Here is an 18,629-nt window from a genome sequence, read left to right on the forward strand (position 1 = left end):
GACCACGGGATAGCCTTCGCCAGTCCCCACCTCGCCTGGGCCGCGGTCAGTCTCCCAGGCCATAGCAGCCCTCAAAGCAGCGTCGCCCAGACCGGACGGTCCTCTACAGCGGCGGCAGATACGAAGCCCTGACGCGGACAATGTGGCGGCGAGGCGGCGCCGATGACAAGGATCGGCTGGTTAGCCCACTGGTCGAAGAGGTCATAAATGGGTGGGAGCGGTTGACCTTGTCGTCCTCGGCAAGCGGTTAGCCGCGGTGCGCCATCGGCCGGCTCAATCGGCTCACGTCAGAAAGGCATACCCATCAAGGCTAGAATAGAAACGAACAGGGTCTGCTTCGATATCCAATTCGAAGACCGTCAGGACGCGGGCACTCTGAGTGCGGTCCTTGACCTTCATGCGGAACCGCGCAATCTCGTACTCACCCGCCGGCCATATGGCGCCGGCCGATACGTTCTCGATCAATATCTCCAGCACGCCAGCCGCAGCGTTGGAGAGCGGCGCCTTTGACACATTGTCACCCTTTGCCGCAGATGTGAAGTCGAAGGCCTCCTCCTCGAAGCTGATCTTTGCCCGCACCTTATCGATTCGCGCTGCGGCGCTGAGCCTCGCGGAAAGACCAAACCCAATTTCGTCGTTCGCGTCCGGCCGACCGCCCTTCAACCTTATCGCATTCCCCATAACGTCGCTGATCTGCGCCAGGAAGCCGTCAATCTTCGCGACGATCGACTGCCGAAAGTCCGAGGCGACTGCCTGTACCGCCGCGGGCTGCATCCTGAGATCCTGCAGGCTGCTCAGATAGGCCTCCACCTGGATTTTGAGCGCCATGATCTTCTTCTCATCGTCCGGCGAAAGTGTTTCGTCTTGATAGGTTCGCACCTCGAAAGGACGACCGTCATTGCAACGCCAGTAAAGGACCGGGTTCGCCCACCCAGGAGATCCTATCGACGTCGTTGCGGCGATCTGCGATCGGGCTTCAGTGACAGCCTCGTCGATAGTGGTACCGGGATTGAGCAGCGCCCCGTAAAATCTGCCGCTGAAAGATACTGCCGCCGCCGATTCCAAATCGAACTGCATCGCGACGACCGCCGACACATTCGAGAGACTTCCCGGGCTGACCAACCGCTGCGCTATTCCGTTGAATGCCGTGGTTGCATACGGAGCTCCTGCAATCGGAGGCGGAAGCGCCGCTGTCGAACATCCGGTGATGACGACAAGATTTACAGAAGGGCAATTCTTTAACATCGAGTCGAACGTGAATGCGTCGAGAGGATCCAGGCCTCCATCCTCCGCCTGGAGGCAAAGAAACGCACGCGGCGTAGGATCACCGCCAATCTGCCCGACGCCCCCGTGCCCTGCAAAGTGCAGGACGTGGTAGCCGCCACTCAACAGCCGCTTGTTCAATTCGCCACGCGTCGGTGGGGTACACTGATCGATCGACACAAGGCGGTTCGCGTCCAGTTCCTTCAACGCCTCCCTGACGGTTGCAGTTTCTTTCGCGACGTCGGCCGGCGGCCACCCTTGTGGGCTTGCCGCAACCACCAAGATGCGCAGTGGCGGTGAGAGCGGAACGGTCTTTCGGTCCGGCTTGGCAACGAGGGTCCTGCTTACAGGCGTCCGCATGGCTGATGCGTAGAACCCGCTTCCGGGTGTGTAGATGGTCTCGAAGGGAATTTCGGACAGGCGAACGCCCTGCTGCGGTCCGTCTAGCGAAAGAGTGGAAAATACGATGCGAAGGGTCCGATTGTTGTCGGAAGATATCTGAAGCGCTGCGTCGAGAGCTGCCTGCACGGCAGGATTGGTGACGGATTTGTAGACCGCTTCACCGATACGTTGCATTTCCCCCAAATTGCCCCCATTGCCGAAGTTTGCCTTGTCGCGGATCGCTGCCAGGTCCGCTGCCGCGAACACAGCTTCGGGCCGCCCCTTCGGTCCAGCGGATGCGGCTATGGGTGTTTCGAGTATCTGAAGCGCCAACTGTCCGTCGATGCCTGGCGTTATCTGCAGCCTGAACTCGTCATACGGCATCTGTAGTCACTCCGATTTAAAGCTCTCGGCAGTCGAGGATAAGTCGGAGAAGCGCGACCGCTCTTCGTCATAGCTTTCCCCCAAAGCCTTCCCCATCTCGGTATCCCCGAACGTTTTCAATTTTTCCTGCAAGTCGGTCGCCAGCCTGGCAGCCAGCTGGGCCTGAACCTCGGCCGCATGCTGCATCGGGTCGATCGTACTTCCGAGTCTCAGGGGTCTGTATCCGTCCTCGCGAATCACCAGCGAGAAACTCTCTGTTGGGGTCAACGTCCCAGCGCGCGCAAGCCGGGCGACGGCGGTGTTGTATGCCCTGAGAACGTTTCCACGTTCGGCTATCAACTCGGAATAGAATTCGCCCCAGAACGCAGCGACACCGCTCTCGTCGACGTCCGACCGGTTGACGATGCTGGTGGGCAGGCGAACGGACTGCGGTGCATGCGCAAAGCCAACTAGGCCGGATATGTCGTAGTTGCGCTGCGAAAAACCGGTGCTGATGCACAGCAGCCTGGTCGATACCGGCAGACCGCGGGAGACCTGCGAGGCGCGGATCCAGTTCGTCAGCCCGGTTGTCTCGTCACGGAGAACTACGGCGCCTTCGCCGCCCACGATGCCTCCGTGACCCATGAAGTGAATGATATGCGGATCGAATTCTTGCACGACTTCCATCACGCTCGTTCCGGTCGCACGCCTGGCTTCCCTCACGTCGTAGAATTGCGAATCCGCAGATTCCCGCAGAATGGACCTGTCGCGCTCATTGAAGGCGATATCGTCGTGCGCATTAGACGAAACAAGCAGCATGCGGAGCGGCGGCACGACCGTGAGCGGCGGTGGTCTGAGCGACGACGGCACTAGACGAGCGACCGAGAATCCCACCGGGTTCAGATTCAAGCGCAGAAGCGATTCCCAAGGTAGGAGGTCGACACCCACGTTACCACTCTGGATCATGAGTTGGACCGGCTCATTCGCCATCGCGACCTTTTGCTGGGCCTCCGGTGGCACCAATCCCCACAGCCAGTCTGAGGCCAGCCCCGACGACGGATCGCTCGACCACGGCGGCAGGCTGACAAACATTCCTTCCGATGCCGGCAGGGCGGACATCTCCTCCTCTGAGGCGGCCCATGCGACAAAATAGGCTTCTTCCGAGCCAAAAACCTGCTCGGGAGATATGGAGGAGCCTCTCGCGTTTGGCAGGCTGCTTTCGCGAGTGAAGCGGACGATCAGGTCCATGTTGGTCATCCTTTCTATTGTTGCAGCGACCTACTCAACTCTTGCGACACGAAACGATCAATCCTGGATTTGCGTGCTGAGGGGGAAGAGGCGAGGGGATCATTTATGCTGCGTTTGCCCTTGGGAGCATTGTGCTCGAGAAGCTGGATAGCGTTGGTCGAGAGGGCATCTATTTCCTTGTCCAGGGAGTTGTTCACGATCGCGTCGTTGATTGCGATCCTCACCACCGAAACGGCGTGGCGGGGGGCGATGCCGAACTGGGAGTTGAGTTGCCTTAGCGAGGTGGCGCCCTTCGTGATCGCGTCCTCGTGCTCCTTCGAGTACTCCACCAGGGAACGCAACGTCGCGCCCTCCATGGCGGGTATCGCCGAATCCATCACTCCAGCGATGACCAGCGGGATGTCGGCCAGGTAGTCGTTCAGGGCCGCGGAATCTTCATACAGCGGCTTCCAATCGGCTTCCAGCGCGTCGGCATGCTGTTCGAGTGCGCTGCGGAAGGTCGCGTCCGGCGAGGCCGCGCCCATAGTCCTGATGTATTGGGTGCACAGCATTACTCGGATATAATGGTTTGGGTGTGCGTCACCCGGGATGATCTGCATCACCTGGTTAGGAGGAAGGATCAGTATATTGCGCAGCATGTACGCGAAGGCGGGACCCGAAAAATGCAGCGCGAGCAGATCAGGAAATATCTCCGAGGCCCACCCCAGCCAACGCCTCTGGCGAGGCTGCGGCAACGCGGTGCCTTCGAACGCCTTGGAAAGATTCGTCTTGATCGCCGAGAGCAGTTTCAGATCGGCATCGATCTCGTGGCCGACCTCGTGACAGATAGAGAGGAATTCCCACACGTTTGCCGTCTGGTCATAAGGCACTTCCACCACGGGAATCGGAAGGGTACTGCCTGCGAGTTCCTCGCTTTGCCCGTCATTCGGACGGGTACCGCGAGCCCAGGTCATCGCAGAAAGTTCTGGACTGAGGTAGGTGAGGGGCGGCTCTCTCACGTCTTCCGCGGCGATCCATCCCTTGGCCTTCGCAGCCCCGATCGCGGCGTCATAGCAGTCGATCGCGATTATGTCGGCCGCCCGCAGACGCTTGCGGAAGCGGTCGGACCTGCGCTGGTCGAACTTCCTGCGGAAGAAATCCCAGGCCCGTTGCGCCGACCCAATCGCCATCAAAATGTCGTACAGACCGGATTCGTATAAGGACTGGTCGTTTTCAGATGGTAGGTTGCCGAGCAGCGTGTCGTACCTGCTGCTAAAGGCGGCAATCAAATCGGCGATCGCCTCCATCTGGCTCCAGTGCAAGTTCGAATCGAGATCGGTCTCGGCGAGAGTCTTCCACTCCGCGACTTCCGCCGGCAGTTCCTTTGTTCGCCGCTCGAGCTCCCGCCTTCTCAGGCGCAGAAGGTCCATGTTCAGACGATCTCCCCGCCGCTCACCTCTAGCAGCTTCTTCTTGACGTCGTCCGCAGCGATGCCTTCGTCCCAATCCTCGTCGAAGACCTTGGCGTAGTAGCCGGCTAGGTGCTTTGACGTCAGGAGTACGCCCGCCTCACGCGCCTTCGTAATCGAATTGGCGCTCCAATTTGTCGAGGAGACCGCCACATGTGTGCGGTCGACTATGACCCCCTTGTTGTGGAGGTGTGTAAAGAATTTGAGGTTCAGCGCCTTCAGACAGTCCTTGAGCCCGACCGCGTCCAAGGTCTCCACGGTAAGATTCCAGTTCTTCGGGAACGTGGCGCTCGCCATTATCCGCACGTCGACTCCTTTGTCGCGGCGCTCCGCCACGATTTGGAGCAGATCGTCGACCTTGTCGCCCGCCAGGATGTATTGTTGTTGCAGAATGATGCTTTCTTCGGCCTTCTCCAGGCGATCCGAGATCACATCGAAGTAGTTATCGGGGGAAAATATCGGCATGACGTCTACGGAGCCGTCGAACTTGTCGATCTCGAAAACTTTCTGCGGATAGGAAACAAGCTCTGCGGGCACCATTAGCGCCTCGACAATGTCGTCCTCGTCGACCGATACTAGTGCGCCGGGCCCACCAAGATCGGGGATGTTCCAGTCGGCGTCGAACACGGAGGTAAAGAACTTGGAAATTTCCGCGTCGTCCATGCGGAGCATCCATTCGCGATTTCCCTTCTTGAAAGGGTCCCCCTGCTCAATGAGTGGTATCGAAGTTTTGGCCCAGTTCGCGCTCTCGACGACAACGGTCTTGCCGTCGATCACGACGAATTTTTGGTGGCAGACCGTAAAGACACCACGCCCGCCGCTCGACGGCGCCGGCCTGACCTCGAAGCCGTCGTCCTCGAGCGCATCAAGCACCTCGCGTTCTTCGGGATGGGTGCCCCCGCGGTCGTACATGAGACGAATTTTGGCACCCTTTTCGTGTGCCTTCTTGACGAGCTCGACCATGTAGTCGGCATGAATCTCATAGACGTATACAAGCAACGTATGCTTGGCCTCTTCTAGCGCCGCAGAGATCAATCGGTACGTGCAATCGGGGCTCACGCCCGCCTCGAATGACGAGACGCTGAGGGGGGTGATTGGAAAATCGATCTTTGGAATGCGGGTCGGCTGGAATTTCCCTAGCAACTGGCCTTGCTGAAGTGCGTCGACCTGATCAGCGACCTTCTTCAAGCGTGCGAAATCGACCTGAACCATATCCCCCCCTTGAATTTGGCCGTTCATGATCGCTGCCCTTCGCGACACCCGCATGACCGAACAATTGAGCAAAACACCGTCCCAGAACATACTGGACGTGGAAAAATAATCATATGCCATTCTAAATAGAAAGGCATTCTATGCTTGTTCCCGCGAAGATCAATCCCCCTTTGTCGATTTGCCACTGCCGGCCGGCGCCTTCCATTCGCGAAGTCCGCTTCAACGACCGAAGCCGCGACCTTCGCGGCCTGTAGCCAATCTGCGTCCCTGCGTTCGAGATCGTCGAGGATGGCTTCGACGAGACGTGGCGTCGAAGCGTGAATCGAACCGATCTCCGAACCCATGGCACTTAGGAGCTTCGTGTCGAGCCTGCGGGCGAAGTCTGAGCCGCGTTCGATCTTGCGTGTGTCGGGGGCGATCCGCCTGACTATGAATCCGTGTGCCGTGTGCAGAAAGGGATCCGGCGCGCGCGTAGGGGCGTTAACGATGTCGTCGAACCTGTTCGTTCTGCCGGCGTTCCCCACTGCCAAATCCCATCCGGATGGAAGAAGCGCCTTGGCTTCGCGAGCGATGCGTCCCCCGCGCCATCTCGCCACGGCGACGAAGCGTGGTCGGCCTAGGCTACCTCCGCCCTTGGTGATGCGTGCGTAACGCTAGATCGAAGAACCAACGGGAAAACCTGCGAGCAGCGCCGACCCCGCATCCTCCGAAGGTTCTGCGTCGGGACGCCTGTCGATCTCTTCCCAGAACGACTTTCGCTCCTGGTCGCTGACCATGACATAGTCCCGCATCCACATCTCCCTCTCGTCGAGCAGCGTCGGACCAGGATCTAGCAGTCCCGCACGGTAGCCCTCGAAAATCGCGGTTGCGGCTTCGTGGTCTTGGATGCGGAAGTCGGCTAGACGCACGCTGACCGCGAGCCTCAGGACGTCCGATGCGTAAGGGATTTCGGCCGCCGTCCGCATCCAGTCTTCGTAATCGGTTTTATGCTTGACGATTGACATCGATTGTGCGGTTAGCGAGGTTTTGTAGCCGATCGAATTTCGTGGCGAGAGGATTGGGAATCTGAATCCGGCTGGCCGCGAGCGCTGCTGCGGTGTGCGCGTACCCAGCACGGACCAGCAGTTGCCGTGTCTCCCTCGGAAACTTCGTCAATCTCGTCGGTACCCTGGCCGCTTCAGCGGTCATCTGCGGCGTAAACTCCAGCGGATTGCCCTTGCCATAGCTGTCTACCGTCTTGCCGATCCCCCAATAGGCCACCGTTCTGGCCTGCGATTTTTCAAGACCATGCAAGATGCGAACCCGGGTGTTGATACCTTGTTGAAGCGAGACATCTAGCACCCTGCGAAATTGTGAGTACCAGTTCGTGAACGGTCGGGCGATCGGTTGCGTAGCCGCTCCGCCATCGCTGACTAAGAGCGTCCGATAACGTTTCCAAATCGGTTCGAGACCGAGATTGTCGTATACACCCCCGTCGGTCAGGAACAGTCGTTTGGTGAAGGCCGACGCCGTCAACGTTGAAGGTTCGCCCCACGATTTGATACTGGACTTGGGGGGCTTGATCCTCGTGGGCGAAAGCAACGGAGGAAAACCGGCCGAGGCTGCCACGGCAAGAGTCAGCTTCAGATTGGGCTCAGTCCATTTTCCGACCCGCCATTCCGCCGCGTATTCCTTAGCGAAACGCCACAGCACGCCGGTCTGCAGGCTCGTGGAGGTGAAGACGAATTGGGGGTGATCGGGAAGGTCCCTCAGCGTCTTCGAATGAAACACTGTCCGCTCATAGGCGCCTGCGGCCACGTTGGCGGCGTGCACGAACGGAATGAAGCCCAACAGGATCGCCGGCACGTCGACATGCTTCCTGGCGAGCCGGAGTAGGGGCTCCGAAACCTTCGCGTTGAAGTTAGTGGCGACGCCATTAGCAAAACCCAACTCTGACCAACCCGCAGCCAGGATGCCTGCGGCGAGCGATCCGCCCGAAACGCTCGATATCCGGTTGATGGCGGGTAACAAGCCGACTTCGTTCAATCGGATCAGGCTTCCAAGGTGAAACAGCATTGCGCGAAAACCGCCGCCCGATAGACACAGTCCGATGCCGTCTTCGAGCTTCGGACCTCCCAAGACGTCGGTAACTTCGAAGGGCGCCTGTTCTGGATCGTGCTGCGTCTCGTCGGACATTGAGGATCCTCCAAATCGCGAAGACGGCCACCAGTCGGAATGATTTTGGCGGAGCGAGCAATCCCTTGCGATGTAGGGAGAATTCCACGTCTGCTAAGAAAAAGCGATGGCGAAACCAGCGATGAAGACGTGAATATTCAGTCGGAAGGAATTTCAAGGAATGTTACTAACGTGAACTTGCCTGCTAACAGTCAAGGATACACCGATCATGTTCTATCATGCGGTGGCCGACAATCTGACCGTCACGGCGCGCGTTGTCTGCAAGAAATCGATCAACTGAAACTCTGGCAAGGAGCTAACTTGCACAGTTTCAGGTACCAGTCAGCCTCCGCCCAATTTCGGTGATTCAATGGCCGCTACGGTTTTGGTTGGGTGTTGTTGAAACTTGCAACTACCATTTAAAACTCGATAAACTTCAGGCAGGTGGATATCAGCTGGTGGTAGTGCTTGATCACGACGGGGTCGAGTGCCTTGGTGATTTCGGCGTAGGTCTTGCGCTCGAAAAGGCATGGAGCGCTGCGCCAGTTCTGATTCAAGCGTACTAAGCAGCGTCTCGTTACTGGCCTGGGCTGAAGTCGTCTCGAAGAAATCGATCTCCTTGCGGCGATATGCCTGCCGTTTTTTCTCGGCGTGCAGGGCATAGTCCGGAAAGGGCGACGTTCCGTCGGCGTTGAGCGCGAAATCCTCATGCACGGTTTCGGTCTGCGGATAATAGAAATCGGGATGTAGATGGCGGACCGTGCCGTCATCGTCCTCTACCGCGATCTGCCGCTCATACGCGAAGCTGACGGAATGCTGCCAAAGCCAGTTGGCGATCTTCTGTTCCTGCAGCGACTTTACAATCACGCCCGGCAGGGAGCCGATAGTGGCCTTACCCTTCCTGAGGCTATCCGACACATAGCGGCGGTAGTCGGCCTGGGCGTCAAAAAACTCGACTGGGATGTCGGCCTTGGGATGAACCACGAGAAGGTCGCTCCACAGTCGGGCGAATTCCGGATCACTATCGACGAGGCTTTGGACGATTGCCTCAATGACCCTCGTTTGAGTTCATCGGCTGCGCTCTTGTTGTAGGCCAGAAGCAGGATCTCGTCAGGCCGATAGAGCTTCTTCTCCAGAACAGCGACCTTGCCGACCATCGTCGCGGATTTGCCGGACCCTGCGGAGGCAACGAGCAGGTTGTTGTCTTCCAGGCGGATGCAGGCCTCGCGCTGCTGGCGGGAAAACGAACCCCCGTCGAGGTCGTCGAAGAATGTCTGGAACTTTGGCAATTCAGATCTGACGAACGCTTCATTGTAAGCGTGGCGAACAGCCGGATCGGTTAGCATGGCGAATGAGGCAGGGAGGGATGCTTTGAGCCCCGCAGGCATTAAGTTTGGGTTGAGAAGCGGGTGAGAGAGGGCGCCTGCCGCGGCGCCAGGGACGCTGGCAATGGCTCTGCCGAGATCGGCCTGGGCAACATACTGCCTATTGCCTTCGGTGATCTCCCGAAGTCTGTCGTCGACATCGAGGAAGCACTCTCTCTCGTTATCGATCAGACCAAAGATATGAGTGTTGATGAAGGCGTGAAGGTCTGCGGGCAGTTGTGCGGCCGCGTCACCCGATAGTGCCCGACAGCGTGACTGCTCTGCCGCGAGCTCGTATCTCGACTGTATGCCACAAGAGGGCCTTGCCGGTCGAAATCGCCACAATGTCAAGGCAGCTAAACTCGACTTCCCTATCTTGAGCCAGCCGGAAATGTCCCGACAGTTTCGGGTCCAGGGTCAGCTTCCATTTTCCCGCCGAAAACAACCGCGCAAAGAAGCCAGGGCGGTAGGTGCGCAAGCGGCCAGATAGCAATCTTGTCAAGGCCACACTCGATACGCTCGGCAAATAAGAGATCCCGACGCCGACCTATCACGGAGAGATTGAGATGTTCAAATCACCGTGGAAAGCAACGTTGAATTGCACGCTGGCGTGTCCCATCGGTGGCATGCCATTTGCCGCTGCAGTGTGATCCGTTGCTACTGGCGCTCACTTGTCGTGTCCTTGGGTTTCGGTTCTTGCAACAGGGTGGCTGGATACTGGCCTTCAAGCTCGTCGATAGCCGAGTGTGCTTGCTTGGGCCTTCTCGGCGGCAGCGTGATCAATACAGTGACCTTTGTCGCCACCTCTTCGAGGGTAGCGGTCAGACGGTTTAACTGCGAGGCGGTTGCTGCGAGTTCCGGGCCGTAACGGGTAACGAGATATTCTCGGTTCTGGCTGAGGGACTGAAGATGCTTGGCCGTTTTGGCGCGAAGTCGCAGCCCCGACTCCAAAGCATGTTCCGTCCGCGCCGACAGGTCGTGCTGCATCCTACGGATCTGGTTGGGATTGAGCCCAAAGTGGAGCAAAAGCGCAGTCAGATAGAGTTCAATCGCATGGATTGCCGCCATTCTGAACGGCGCTCGGGAAAGCGGCTTGCCGGGTCGGCCGAGTTGAAGGAGATGGCATGCTGCTCTACGGTATTCTTCCGCCAGGGTGTGAACCTGCTGTGCGGATGCAAGCTCACCAGGATATTTGCGTTCTTCGAGCGTCATTTTGGCGCAATGTAACGTAGTGGGTGAGTTTGAAACACCACTACCCTTTTTTAATAAGATATTACAAGCTGCCAAATTTGGCGCATAATTGCATCGGGGCATACGAATTGGGGCGTCTATTCGATGATCGATTCAGATGTATTCGACTTTGTCGAACGCTGCCGGAAGCACACGGCAACCGGGCCGCTATTGAGCGATCTTCTCGATACCGTGCGAAACCTGGGCTTCGAGCACCTGATCCTGAGCGGTGTTCCCCTTGGCGGCCAAAAGCTTGCCCCAATGGTTGAACTGAACGGCTGGCCTGAGGGTTGGTTCGGACGTTATATCGAGGCAGAGCATGCAGCAGTTGACGGCGTCTGCATCTACTCGGCAAAAACTTTGAAGCCATTCCTCTGGGCCGAAGTGCCGGCAAAATGGTCTGACACAGAGGCTTCCCGACGCGTTGCAGGCGAGGCGACGGAGTTCGGCATCTGGAGCGGCTTCGCTGTGCCGATGCTTAGCGTCCATCATTGGCAATCAGTGCTGTCCTTCGCCTCTTCGCAAAAGGCGTGCAGTCTGTCGCCCCGCCAACAGGTGCAACTGGTAACGATGGCGGTCTACGCCGGCATGTCAATCCAGGCGTTGGCGCACGTCGATGGCGAGTTTGATAGCGTACTTACAGAGCGGGAAAAGGAAGTGCTCCTGTGGGCAGCGGCCGGCAAAACCTTGTCGGAGACGTCCCAAATCCTCGGCATGACCGAGCGCACGGTTAAATGGCATGCAACGCAGGCACGTGACGCCTTTGGCGTCGGCACAACCACGCAAGCGGTCGTTGAGGCGGTTCGCAGGCGGCTAATCCACCCATAGGCCTGTCAACTGTCCGATCGGACAGGTGACGTACTTTAGCGCGGCTGCAACTATCCTTCTGGGGAAGGATAGGGGATCGCGCGATGATTGCTGTTCATGTCGTCAATGCGCTTAATAAGCACCTCTATGAAAGCGAGTTCGACGAGTTTTTGCGCCGCCGGCACGACTTCTTCGTGCATCAGAAGCGCTGGCGCCCTCCAAGCCCCGACGGTCGGGAGCTGGACCAGTTCGATACGGACGCGGCGACGTACCTGCTGGGTCTCGAAGATGGTCGTGTGGTGACCTCAGCTCGATTGATCCCAACGAGCGAGCCGCACATGGTCTCGGAGGTCTTTCCTCACATGTGTGAAAGGTCGGGCGTTCCCCGACGTTCCGATTGGGCTGAGTGGACGCGCACCTTCGTCGTTCCCGGCAAGCGTTCAACCGGCTTGAGAGGCACGCTGACACAGCTGTGCTGCGCGGTGATGGAATACGCGCTCGACGAGGGCCTCGGCGCTGTCGGCGGCGTCCAGGAAACCTACTTCATGCCTCACCACGGCGCGCTGAAGTGGCGAGCCGAGCCCCTGGGCATGGCCAGGGAAGAAAATGGCGAATGGTACATCGTCGCCTACATCGAGGTGAATGAGGCCGCACTTGCCAGCGTCCGCAAGATCCTTGGTATCGATTATTCGCTACTGGTCCGACGCGGAACCCAGCTACCGTTTATCGAAGGGATCCAGGCACTTGAAGGCCAACGGCGCGCATGTGCTTAGCAATACTGACCTTAGGAGGATGAGATGAAAAAGCTTGCTCTAGCTATCTTCACAACCACGGCGTTGGCGGCGCTTACATTCGGTTCTCAAGCCCAGCAGGTGAATGTCTCAGGATGCGCGGAGAAGGGCGTTGAAAGCGGCTGTGTCGTGCTGAAAGACAAGGACCAGCTTTACAACATTACGCATGCCAGCCCGAAGCCAATTCCTGGCACGTACGGGACCGTGACGGGCACTGTCAGTGGTGACGCCGACATCTGCCAGCAGGGCACCTTGCTCAAAGCTGCGGAATGGAAGCCAGATCCAGAGAAGAAATGCGACAACAGCCAATAGTCTACGAGCGAACTATCGGCACCTGAACAGTGTTGGTGAATCGACAGAGTTATCCATGGCGCCCGCAGGTGGCGATCGTAGTGGAAACGGTCTGAAGTCACTATCAATCCGCGCGCAGGACGAGCAGTCCAGAGATGGGCTATTGGTTGATGCAAGTTACTATTGAAACAGTCGGAATGGCCAGACGAATTGTACCTATAACGCTGATTGCTGACTATTCCGACCCAGACTTTGAAGGTTGGTAATCATTTCTTGCAAATTGGTCGACAGTGCGTAATGTGGCCAACGGATTAAATATTAGGTGGGGCAGGTTGCTTGGCTGTCGAAGTAAAAATTATGGGCCGCCCTGCGGCTAGCATAGGTGGCCGCTCGATCAGCATCCCGGCAAAGGGATACGCTCTGATCGCCCTACTTTCATCCACCCGAAATTTTACAGCGCAGGTTCAGGAAATCAGGTCCATGCTTTGGCCGCAGTCCACGGAACGAGCTTCCGCGGCTGCGCTCCGGCAACTGTCAGTTCGTATTCGCCGGCAAACTGCTGGGGTAGACATCGTGCCATCAGCCGGGTCCATGCGATCCTTGGCGCTTTCCGAGATTTCTCTTGACGTGGTCAGTTTGCGGCAAAATTTGAAATTGGTTGGGGTCACAAAGCATATCGAGAATCGAGCGGAAGAGAAGGCAAATCTTTTGCTCGAAACCTACCGCGAAGAGCTTCTTGAAGGCATTGAGTTTGGGTGGGGCCTCGAAGAAGAGTTGGTGGAATGGGTTTCAATAGAACGTGCTTGGTATAAGAAGCAGGTTCTAAACGCCTTACGCCGTATCTTGGCAACAGCAACCTTACCGATGTTGTTGGCTGACGCGATTGCCGAACGACTCCTTGATGATGATCCCGCGGACCAGGCCGCTTGGACCCAGAAACTCAAGGATGCGCTAGCCAACCGTGGAAACAACACGCCCGAACTCACCTATGCACGCTGCCTCAAAGCCTACCGAGGTGAGAGAGGGCGCTTTCCGCCACCGCAACTCGAAGAACTAAGGGACAAGCTGGCACGCTCGCGCCTGTCTGGTCGGCCGGACATCGCTTCGGCGTCATCCTGTGGAGATTCGGCGACAAAAAGGAAGGGCGAGCGACCGCTCCTACTGCTGACGCGAGCGCTGAATGGGTTCGGGCTGGATACCGTCGACGCGTCTCTCTACGAGAAGATCGTTTTCTCCCTCTCCAACTATCGGGCTCTTGATATTGTGGAGTGCGGCACAGGGAACTGGCCCTCGCACTCGAGCGCTGCCGAAGCGTACGCATTCCACGTTGCGCCTCGAACGACAACTCAGCTTGGCTTCTGGCTCAGCATGGTCAATCCACGACAACGGAGCGAGTCATCTTCGCGTCTTTCCGGACAATTGCTTTGGACCGGGTCTATCGAGAAGGAAGGCGGCAGTTCAAGCGCGTTTGATCGCCAACTTACGCTGATCACAAGGGCGATTGTCGGTGAAATAGAGCGAGCGGAGCGGGATAATTTCGGGAGCGATGACGCCCCCGCGAATAAGTTTCGCCAGTTTCTCAAGTACCAGCGACAAAGCTTGGCTTGGTGATGCGAGCCCGATTGGGGTGTCGGCCGGTCATCCGGGGCGTTGCAACGTCGCTTGTCCGTCAGCAGCGCCCCGCCACCCGGCCAGCTGTGGGATGGCGATGTCGAAAAATGGAGGGGTGAATGAAGGGCCTTTTGCTTGGCAAGTGGGGTGCGTCGGTAGCCGCATTGGTGGCTGTTTTGGTGGCGACGAATGTCGGTTTTCAAAACGTTGGTTTCAAAGCCGATCTCCTGACCAGCGTCATCCCGAACCTCCTTGCCAGTTTTCTTGCGATCGCGGCCGTCACGGAACGAGCAACGGCCGTCCTGACTGAGATTTGGTTTGGAGAGCAGCGCAAGCAGCAAGAGGAAAGGGTCAGGGTGGCCGGCAAGGATTTTAACGCCAAGCGCGTCGCCTTGGAGAAGGCTCTCAACACTCACGAAGAAGTCATCAAGGAAGCTTTCCGGTCAAGTAAGCCCGCGGCGATGGCCCATGCGAAGGACATCGTAGTTGGGCCGGATAACCTGCTCGCAGGAGCGCGGGAACAAATCAGTAACCAGGGTAAAGTATTGGAAACCGTCAATGTTGATCTGGCGGTTACCGAGAGCAAGATTGATCTTGAGAGATTGGCGCTGTCGTTTTTGATTTCGTTGGCGGTCAGCCTGGTCGGCGTACGGGTCCTGGCGCCAATGTTCGCGCCTATGCCGAGCGGATGTCAATTGGCCGCGTTCAAGGCAGTCGACGTGCTTTTGACTGCCGGGCTGCTTGCCGGCGGCACGAGTGCGATCACCGCGATTTCGGATTTGCTCGGCAGTTACATGAACGCCAGCCGAAAGCGAGCGATGGAGAATGGATGAGGGGTGGACGGCACAAAAGCGGACTATGGCGAATGACGCTTTTGGTAGCAAGCGCGGTTCTCACGCCTACATGACGGCCGGCGCGACGCGCTTGCTGATTGCAATTTGGGGCGAAATGAAAACGCAAGTCGCCGTAATGTGACGGCGGCACCTCAAAATGATGCCCCGAAGCGCAAATCGAACATCGCGACCACGAAAGCCGGTGACCGTGAAATCGCGAGTTCGCTCGCACGATGGAGGAGACAGGGTTCATTCGCACGGGCTATTGCTGAATCGGGATTGGATGCATTTCGAGTTTCATTTCGAAGCGCTCATGAAGATTGCGGAAGGCGGATACGCCCCTCAACCACCGAGTTGTGAACAAGCAAATCGAGCCACGTTTGGTCGCCGATGATGGCAGCCAGCATCTCCATTCACCGCTATCAGAGGGCAGGGACAATGTCGGGCAGCAATGAGAACATTTCACGGAAGCAAAAAATGGTACAGCCGCTTGTGGCCGCGGCGAAAAGCGTGGCCACAAGCAAGAACTGGGGGTTGGACAACCTCGCCCAGGACCCAAAGCTGATTGAAACAGCCATCAGAAACGGCCGAAGAAATTCGACGGCTTGACGGAAATGGCGAGCACGATGTTCGAGAAACTGAGCAAATATTCGGGAACGACTTGCGGCCGGCATATTGGTTGGAAGAGGGGGCTGCGCGGTCATGTGCGGTCTGCAAGATCGAAGCTTCGGGTATCGACTACGAGGGCAATTCTGGCTCGTGGAGTGGCACGGGCTTTCTTGTCGCGCCGGGAATTCTCTGCACAAACCATGATGTCATCAACAACCGCGACGTCGCGGCGCGGAGCCGAGGTTTGTTTGACTTCGCCGCACTTCCCGACGGTAGCGTGCGACAAGTGTCAACCGTCAGGCTACGGCCGGACAAGTTGTTTTGGACAAGCCCAGTAGTAGCCGAGGATGGAAGCGGTGGGCTTGACGCCATGTTTGTCGCGGTGGACGGTGACCCCGGCACAACCTTCAGCCACATGTCGCTGTTGCGGCAAACGTTCAGCGTTGGCGACAAGGACAAGCTAAATATCATTCAGCACCCGAGTGGCCGGCTGAAGGAAGTCGCCATCAGGGACAACACAGTAACTTGGCAGGATGCTCGTGTCGTTCGTTACGAATCGGACACCGAGGCGGGAAGCTCGGGGGAGCCGGTGGCGCTTCACCACGCGGCGCAAGAAAAGTCGAATGAGGGTATCAAATTCTCGGCGCTTGCAACCGCCATCGAACAGGATTCTCAAAATGGCGACAAGAATGCTCGACAACTTATGACGCTGTTTCGCGGCGCTGACGAACTCATGGGGTTCTTCGGCTCACTTGGCAGGACTGTTTCCGGCAACGGTGGAATGGAGCGGGTCGTCAGTGCATATTCCGGCGAGGATCAGGACGTCGACATCGGCTTCTGGAATATCGAGTGGTTCAACAGGCGCTGGGAGGAGAAGCTCGACAGCGTCGCGCGGATAGTCGTCGAGATGAATCTCGACATCTGGGTTTTCGTTGAATCGAGCCAGGAAGCGACTGATGCTTTGGCCCGACACCTCGCCGAAAAATACAATGTGTTAACCTGGCGAGTATTCGCGAGCCAAGACGCGGCACCAGAGCTGCAAATCACGACTGTCATGTGGAATTCGGCGACAGTCGAGGTCTCGCAGCTAGCCTGGCCCGAGAAAGTCCACCGTTGGTTTAATGTTTCCAGCCGGGATTTCGGTTCGCTCGGCCTCGAAGCGGTGCATGGCAAAGTATTCGACAGGTTTCCGGCTCTCTTTCAGGTCAACACCAGGCTGGCCGGTGCAGCGTCACGTTTCAATCTCGTCCCAATCCACCTCAAGGCAAAGGACGAGGGAAGCTGCGCCGCCGCATGGCGTCGCGGCTGCTGGCTGCGGCTGTAGCCGAACTCGCTAATGACGAGAGCCACGATACCGATTGGTTGATCGGGGGCGACGCAAACGCGTCGCTCGAGTCGGGGGACTTGAATGATTTGCTTGGTGCCGGCTTGGTGCCGCTGACTGCCAAGGATGCGGCTGACAATCAAATCACGTATATCAAGGCGCCTTTCAAATCCCTCATCGACCACCTTTTCCTATCGCCAAATCTGGTGCCAAGCGACGACGATTTTATGATCATCGCACTCGACCGGACGATGGAGAGGTTCTGGAGATATCGGACCACAGGCCGATCCTTGTCAGGCTTTCGGGTGGATCGACGCCTCAACTCGTGGATACCAAGGTTGCTTCCCAGCTCACCGACAACGAGCGTGCTCGTCTTTGGCGAGGGCTAGAGACGCCAGCTCGGTCTTCCGTTGCACCGCATGTCATTGACCGGCCGTACTACGACAGCGCTGCGGACAAGGTTGCGAAAGAGGCCTATTGGGGGAGAGTCAGGCCAGAACTGCCAAACTTCACGGAGGCTGTCATCGAGCTTCTTGCGCAGACGCACACCAGGCCACTGAACTACCAGCCCTCCAAGTACGTCTACCCTTGGTCAATCTAAGGCGGAACGGCAAATTTCGCGGCATCTACTCCGGCTTCGAAGCCGATCCCGAAATCTTCATTCAAGCGGACATCGAAGTCGAACGCCACCGGCTCGAAGCCAAAAAAGCGCTGCTTGAGCGAGGTTTGTTGGAGTCATCCGGGCTGGAGGCGACGATCGAAGCCGGTTCCCGTACAATTGCGAGCACGTGGTGCCACAAAGCTGGTTCGAGAAGAAGGAGCCGATGCGCGGCGATCTGCATCACCTGTTCTCCTGGGAAACACGTTGCAACAGCTTCCGATCAAACTGCCCCCTCGTGCAGCACACACTTGAACGGACGATGCAAGACTGCGGCCGTGTTGAAGAGGAGACATTCGAGCCAAAGGGTGGCAAGGGCGCGGTCGCGCGCGCGACGCTCTATTTCATGCTGCGCTATCCGGGCATTATCGGCCGGCGCTACGATGGCGGGAGGTTCAAGACATTGCTGGCTTGGCATACGACCGAAGCGCCAGACGAATGGGAGTTGCATCGCAACGCAGCTATTTCCGAAATGCAAGGCAACCGCAATCCGCTGATCGATTGGACTGGGCGACAGCGCAGCGCTCGTATTGACCGGCTGACGTGCACCGACCTCGCGTTTTCCGACTGCATGTGTTTGCGGCAAACTGGGGTAGTCCGTGTCAACCAAACATTGTCGCGTGCGCGCTGAACGGATGAATGCGGCGGCACGTATATGCATTCATTTCCCCTGACTCAGGAATCCGCTTGCTGCGAACATTCAAAGGGCGTCCGCGTCGAACACTTGTCCCGCGTTAGGGAAATGTGGATCAAAGCGTGACAGGCAGTTACCTCAAACTTCCGTAGGGAATGTCGCGTTTCAATCGGCTCGCGTCAAACAACGCGGTTTCGCGGACAAGCCAAACAGCCAAGCCGAAGCAAATGGCCATGCTCGCCACATTGGCTGAGACCTGCAATGTGTTGGGTATGGGGGTTGTGTGCGTCAAGTTCTGCAAAATGGGGCAGCCATGATGCTGGCCATGCGGCTTGGCGCAGAGCGAGCTTCTTGTGCTCGCGCAGGTCGTCCATGTTGATGTATCGGTTGGCCTCCATCCAGTTTTCAT

General features: G+C 57.7%; 18 protein-coding genes and 1 pseudogene. 9 read left to right on the top strand and 10 right to left on the bottom strand.

What is annotated here, in order from left to right:
* Positions 1-282 precede the first annotated feature (282 nt).
* From NKJ64_RS23460 to NKJ64_RS23495, 8 genes and pseudogenes are all read right to left on the bottom strand, one after another.
* Positions 283-2,028 (bottom strand): CHAT domain-containing protein, encoded by a 1,746-nt coding sequence (locus NKJ64_RS23460; RefSeq protein ID WP_352463429.1) that lies wholly within the window; start codon positions 2,026-2,028, stop codon positions 283-285.
* Positions 2,029-2,034: 6 nt separating this feature from the next.
* Positions 2,035-3,255: a CHAT domain-containing protein gene (locus NKJ64_RS23465; protein ID WP_198031567.1), complete on the bottom strand. Its 1,221-nt coding sequence runs from the start codon at positions 3,253-3,255 to the stop codon at positions 2,035-2,037.
* 14 nt (positions 3,256-3,269) lie between these two features.
* Positions 3,270-4,664 carry a hypothetical protein gene (locus NKJ64_RS23470; RefSeq protein WP_352463430.1) on the bottom strand — a complete coding sequence of 465 codons (1,395 nt, stop codon included), beginning with the start codon at positions 4,662-4,664 and terminating at the stop codon, positions 3,270-3,272.
* 2 nt (positions 4,665-4,666) lie between these two features.
* Complete coding sequence (locus NKJ64_RS23475) at positions 4,667-5,941, bottom strand: phospholipase D-like domain-containing protein (protein ID WP_031204547.1); 1,275 nt, start codon at positions 5,939-5,941, stop codon at positions 4,667-4,669.
* Between the two features lie 626 nt (positions 5,942-6,567).
* The gene (locus tag NKJ64_RS23480) at positions 6,568-6,918 is read right to left on the bottom strand and encodes a hypothetical protein (protein WP_352463431.1); all 351 of its coding nucleotides are present in this window, start codon (positions 6,916-6,918) and stop codon (positions 6,568-6,570) included.
* On the bottom strand, positions 6,899-8,089 hold the full coding sequence (locus NKJ64_RS23485; protein ID WP_352463432.1) for a patatin-like phospholipase family protein: 1,191 nt from the start codon (positions 8,087-8,089) through the stop codon (positions 6,899-6,901). Before NKJ64_RS23485 ends, NKJ64_RS23480 begins: the two co-directional genes overlap by 20 nt.
* A 321-nt stretch (positions 8,090-8,410) precedes the next feature.
* Complete coding sequence (locus tag NKJ64_RS23490) at positions 8,411-9,052, bottom strand: hypothetical protein (RefSeq protein ID WP_245263180.1); 642 nt, start codon at positions 9,050-9,052, stop codon at positions 8,411-8,413.
* A 131-nt stretch (positions 9,053-9,183) separates the two neighbouring features.
* A pseudogene (locus tag NKJ64_RS23495) lies at positions 9,184-9,456 on the bottom strand (UvrD-helicase domain-containing protein); the annotation flags it as partial.
* Positions 9,457-9,477: 21 nt separating this feature from the next.
* On the opposite strand from NKJ64_RS23495, the gene NKJ64_RS23500 reads away from it, so the two are divergent.
* Positions 9,478-9,693, top strand: coding sequence for a hypothetical protein (locus tag NKJ64_RS23500; protein ID WP_023686006.1), 216 nt, complete (start codon positions 9,478-9,480; stop codon positions 9,691-9,693).
* A 396-nt stretch (positions 9,694-10,089) separates the two neighbouring features.
* Here the strand turns inward: NKJ64_RS23500 and NKJ64_RS23505 are convergent, their stop codons facing one another.
* Positions 10,090-10,644, bottom strand: coding sequence for a hypothetical protein (locus NKJ64_RS23505; RefSeq protein WP_245263178.1), 555 nt, complete (start codon positions 10,642-10,644; stop codon positions 10,090-10,092).
* 123 nt (positions 10,645-10,767) lie between these two features.
* On the opposite strand from NKJ64_RS23505, the gene NKJ64_RS23510 reads away from it, so the two are divergent.
* From NKJ64_RS23510 to NKJ64_RS23545, 8 genes are all read left to right on the top strand, one after another.
* Positions 10,768-11,490 (top strand): LuxR family transcriptional regulator, encoded by a 723-nt coding sequence (locus NKJ64_RS23510; protein ID WP_023686009.1) that lies wholly within the window; start codon positions 10,768-10,770, stop codon positions 11,488-11,490.
* Between the two features lie 83 nt (positions 11,491-11,573).
* Positions 11,574-12,242, top strand: a complete 669-nt coding sequence (locus NKJ64_RS23515) for an acyl-homoserine-lactone synthase (RefSeq protein ID WP_023686010.1) — start codon at positions 11,574-11,576, stop codon at positions 12,240-12,242.
* 24 nt (positions 12,243-12,266) lie between these two features.
* Positions 12,267-12,572 (top strand): hypothetical protein, encoded by a 306-nt coding sequence (locus NKJ64_RS23520; RefSeq protein WP_023686011.1) that lies wholly within the window; start codon positions 12,267-12,269, stop codon positions 12,570-12,572.
* 315 nt (positions 12,573-12,887) lie between these two features.
* On the top strand, positions 12,888-14,162 hold the full coding sequence (locus NKJ64_RS23525; protein ID WP_156939324.1) for an AfsR/SARP family transcriptional regulator: 1,275 nt from the start codon (positions 12,888-12,890) through the stop codon (positions 14,160-14,162).
* 119 nt (positions 14,163-14,281) lie between these two features.
* Entirely contained in the window at positions 14,282-14,995 is a 714-nt protein-coding gene (locus tag NKJ64_RS23530) for a hypothetical protein (protein ID WP_023686013.1), read from the top strand.
* A 565-nt stretch (positions 14,996-15,560) separates the two neighbouring features.
* The gene (locus NKJ64_RS23535; RefSeq protein WP_084634084.1) at positions 15,561-16,928 is read left to right on the top strand and encodes a trypsin-like peptidase domain-containing protein; all 1,368 of its coding nucleotides are present in this window, start codon (positions 15,561-15,563) and stop codon (positions 16,926-16,928) included.
* Positions 16,898-17,317, top strand: a complete 420-nt coding sequence (locus NKJ64_RS23540; protein ID WP_023686018.1) for an endonuclease/exonuclease/phosphatase family protein — start codon at positions 16,898-16,900, stop codon at positions 17,315-17,317. The genes NKJ64_RS23535 and NKJ64_RS23540 overlap by 31 nt, the downstream gene beginning before the upstream one ends.
* Positions 17,318-17,665: 348 nt before the next feature.
* A complete protein-coding gene (locus NKJ64_RS23545) occupies positions 17,666-18,217 on the top strand; it encodes an endonuclease (protein WP_352463433.1) in 552 nt (183 codons plus the stop codon).
* A 182-nt stretch (positions 18,218-18,399) separates the two neighbouring features.
* Here NKJ64_RS23545 and NKJ64_RS23550 read toward each other — a convergent pair.
* The coding region (locus tag NKJ64_RS23550) for a hypothetical protein (RefSeq protein WP_352463434.1) at positions 18,400-18,629 on the bottom strand (230 nt) is incomplete at its 5' end.

The sequence above is a fragment of the Mesorhizobium sp. M0062 genome (assembly GCF_040323125.1).
In the GTDB taxonomy this organism is placed as follows: domain Bacteria; phylum Pseudomonadota; class Alphaproteobacteria; order Rhizobiales; family Rhizobiaceae; genus Mesorhizobium.

Excerpts from the sequence above, each read along its gene's own strand:
- NKJ64_RS23465 (WP_198031567.1), bottom strand. The coding sequence starts at position 3,255 with ATGGACCTGATCGTCCGCTTCACTCGCGAAAGCAGCCTGCCAAACGCG.
- NKJ64_RS23540 (WP_023686018.1), top strand. The coding sequence starts at position 16,898 with ATGGCGTCGCGGCTGCTGGCTGCGGCTGTAGCCGAACTCGCTAATGAC.
- NKJ64_RS23485 (WP_352463432.1), bottom strand. The coding sequence starts at position 8,089 with ATGTCCGACGAGACGCAGCACGATCCAGAACAGGCGCCCTTCGAAGTT.
- NKJ64_RS23480 (WP_352463431.1), bottom strand. The coding sequence starts at position 6,918 with ATGTCAATCGTCAAGCATAAAACCGATTACGAAGACTGGATGCGGACG.
- NKJ64_RS23470 (WP_352463430.1), bottom strand. The coding sequence starts at position 4,664 with ATGGACCTTCTGCGCCTGAGAAGGCGGGAGCTCGAGCGGCGAACAAAG.
- NKJ64_RS23475 (WP_031204547.1), bottom strand. The coding sequence starts at position 5,941 with ATGAACGGCCAAATTCAAGGGGGGGATATGGTTCAGGTCGATTTCGCA.
- NKJ64_RS23520 (WP_023686011.1), top strand. The coding sequence starts at position 12,267 with ATGAAAAAGCTTGCTCTAGCTATCTTCACAACCACGGCGTTGGCGGCG.
- NKJ64_RS23530 (WP_023686013.1), top strand. The coding sequence starts at position 14,282 with ATGAAGGGCCTTTTGCTTGGCAAGTGGGGTGCGTCGGTAGCCGCATTG.
- NKJ64_RS23460 (WP_352463429.1), bottom strand. The coding sequence starts at position 2,028 with ATGCCGTATGACGAGTTCAGGCTGCAGATAACGCCAGGCATCGACGGA.
- NKJ64_RS23505 (WP_245263178.1), bottom strand. The coding sequence starts at position 10,644 with ATGACGCTCGAAGAACGCAAATATCCTGGTGAGCTTGCATCCGCACAG.
- NKJ64_RS23515 (WP_023686010.1), top strand. The coding sequence starts at position 11,574 with ATGATTGCTGTTCATGTCGTCAATGCGCTTAATAAGCACCTCTATGAA.
- NKJ64_RS23510 (WP_023686009.1), top strand. The coding sequence starts at position 10,768 with ATGATCGATTCAGATGTATTCGACTTTGTCGAACGCTGCCGGAAGCAC.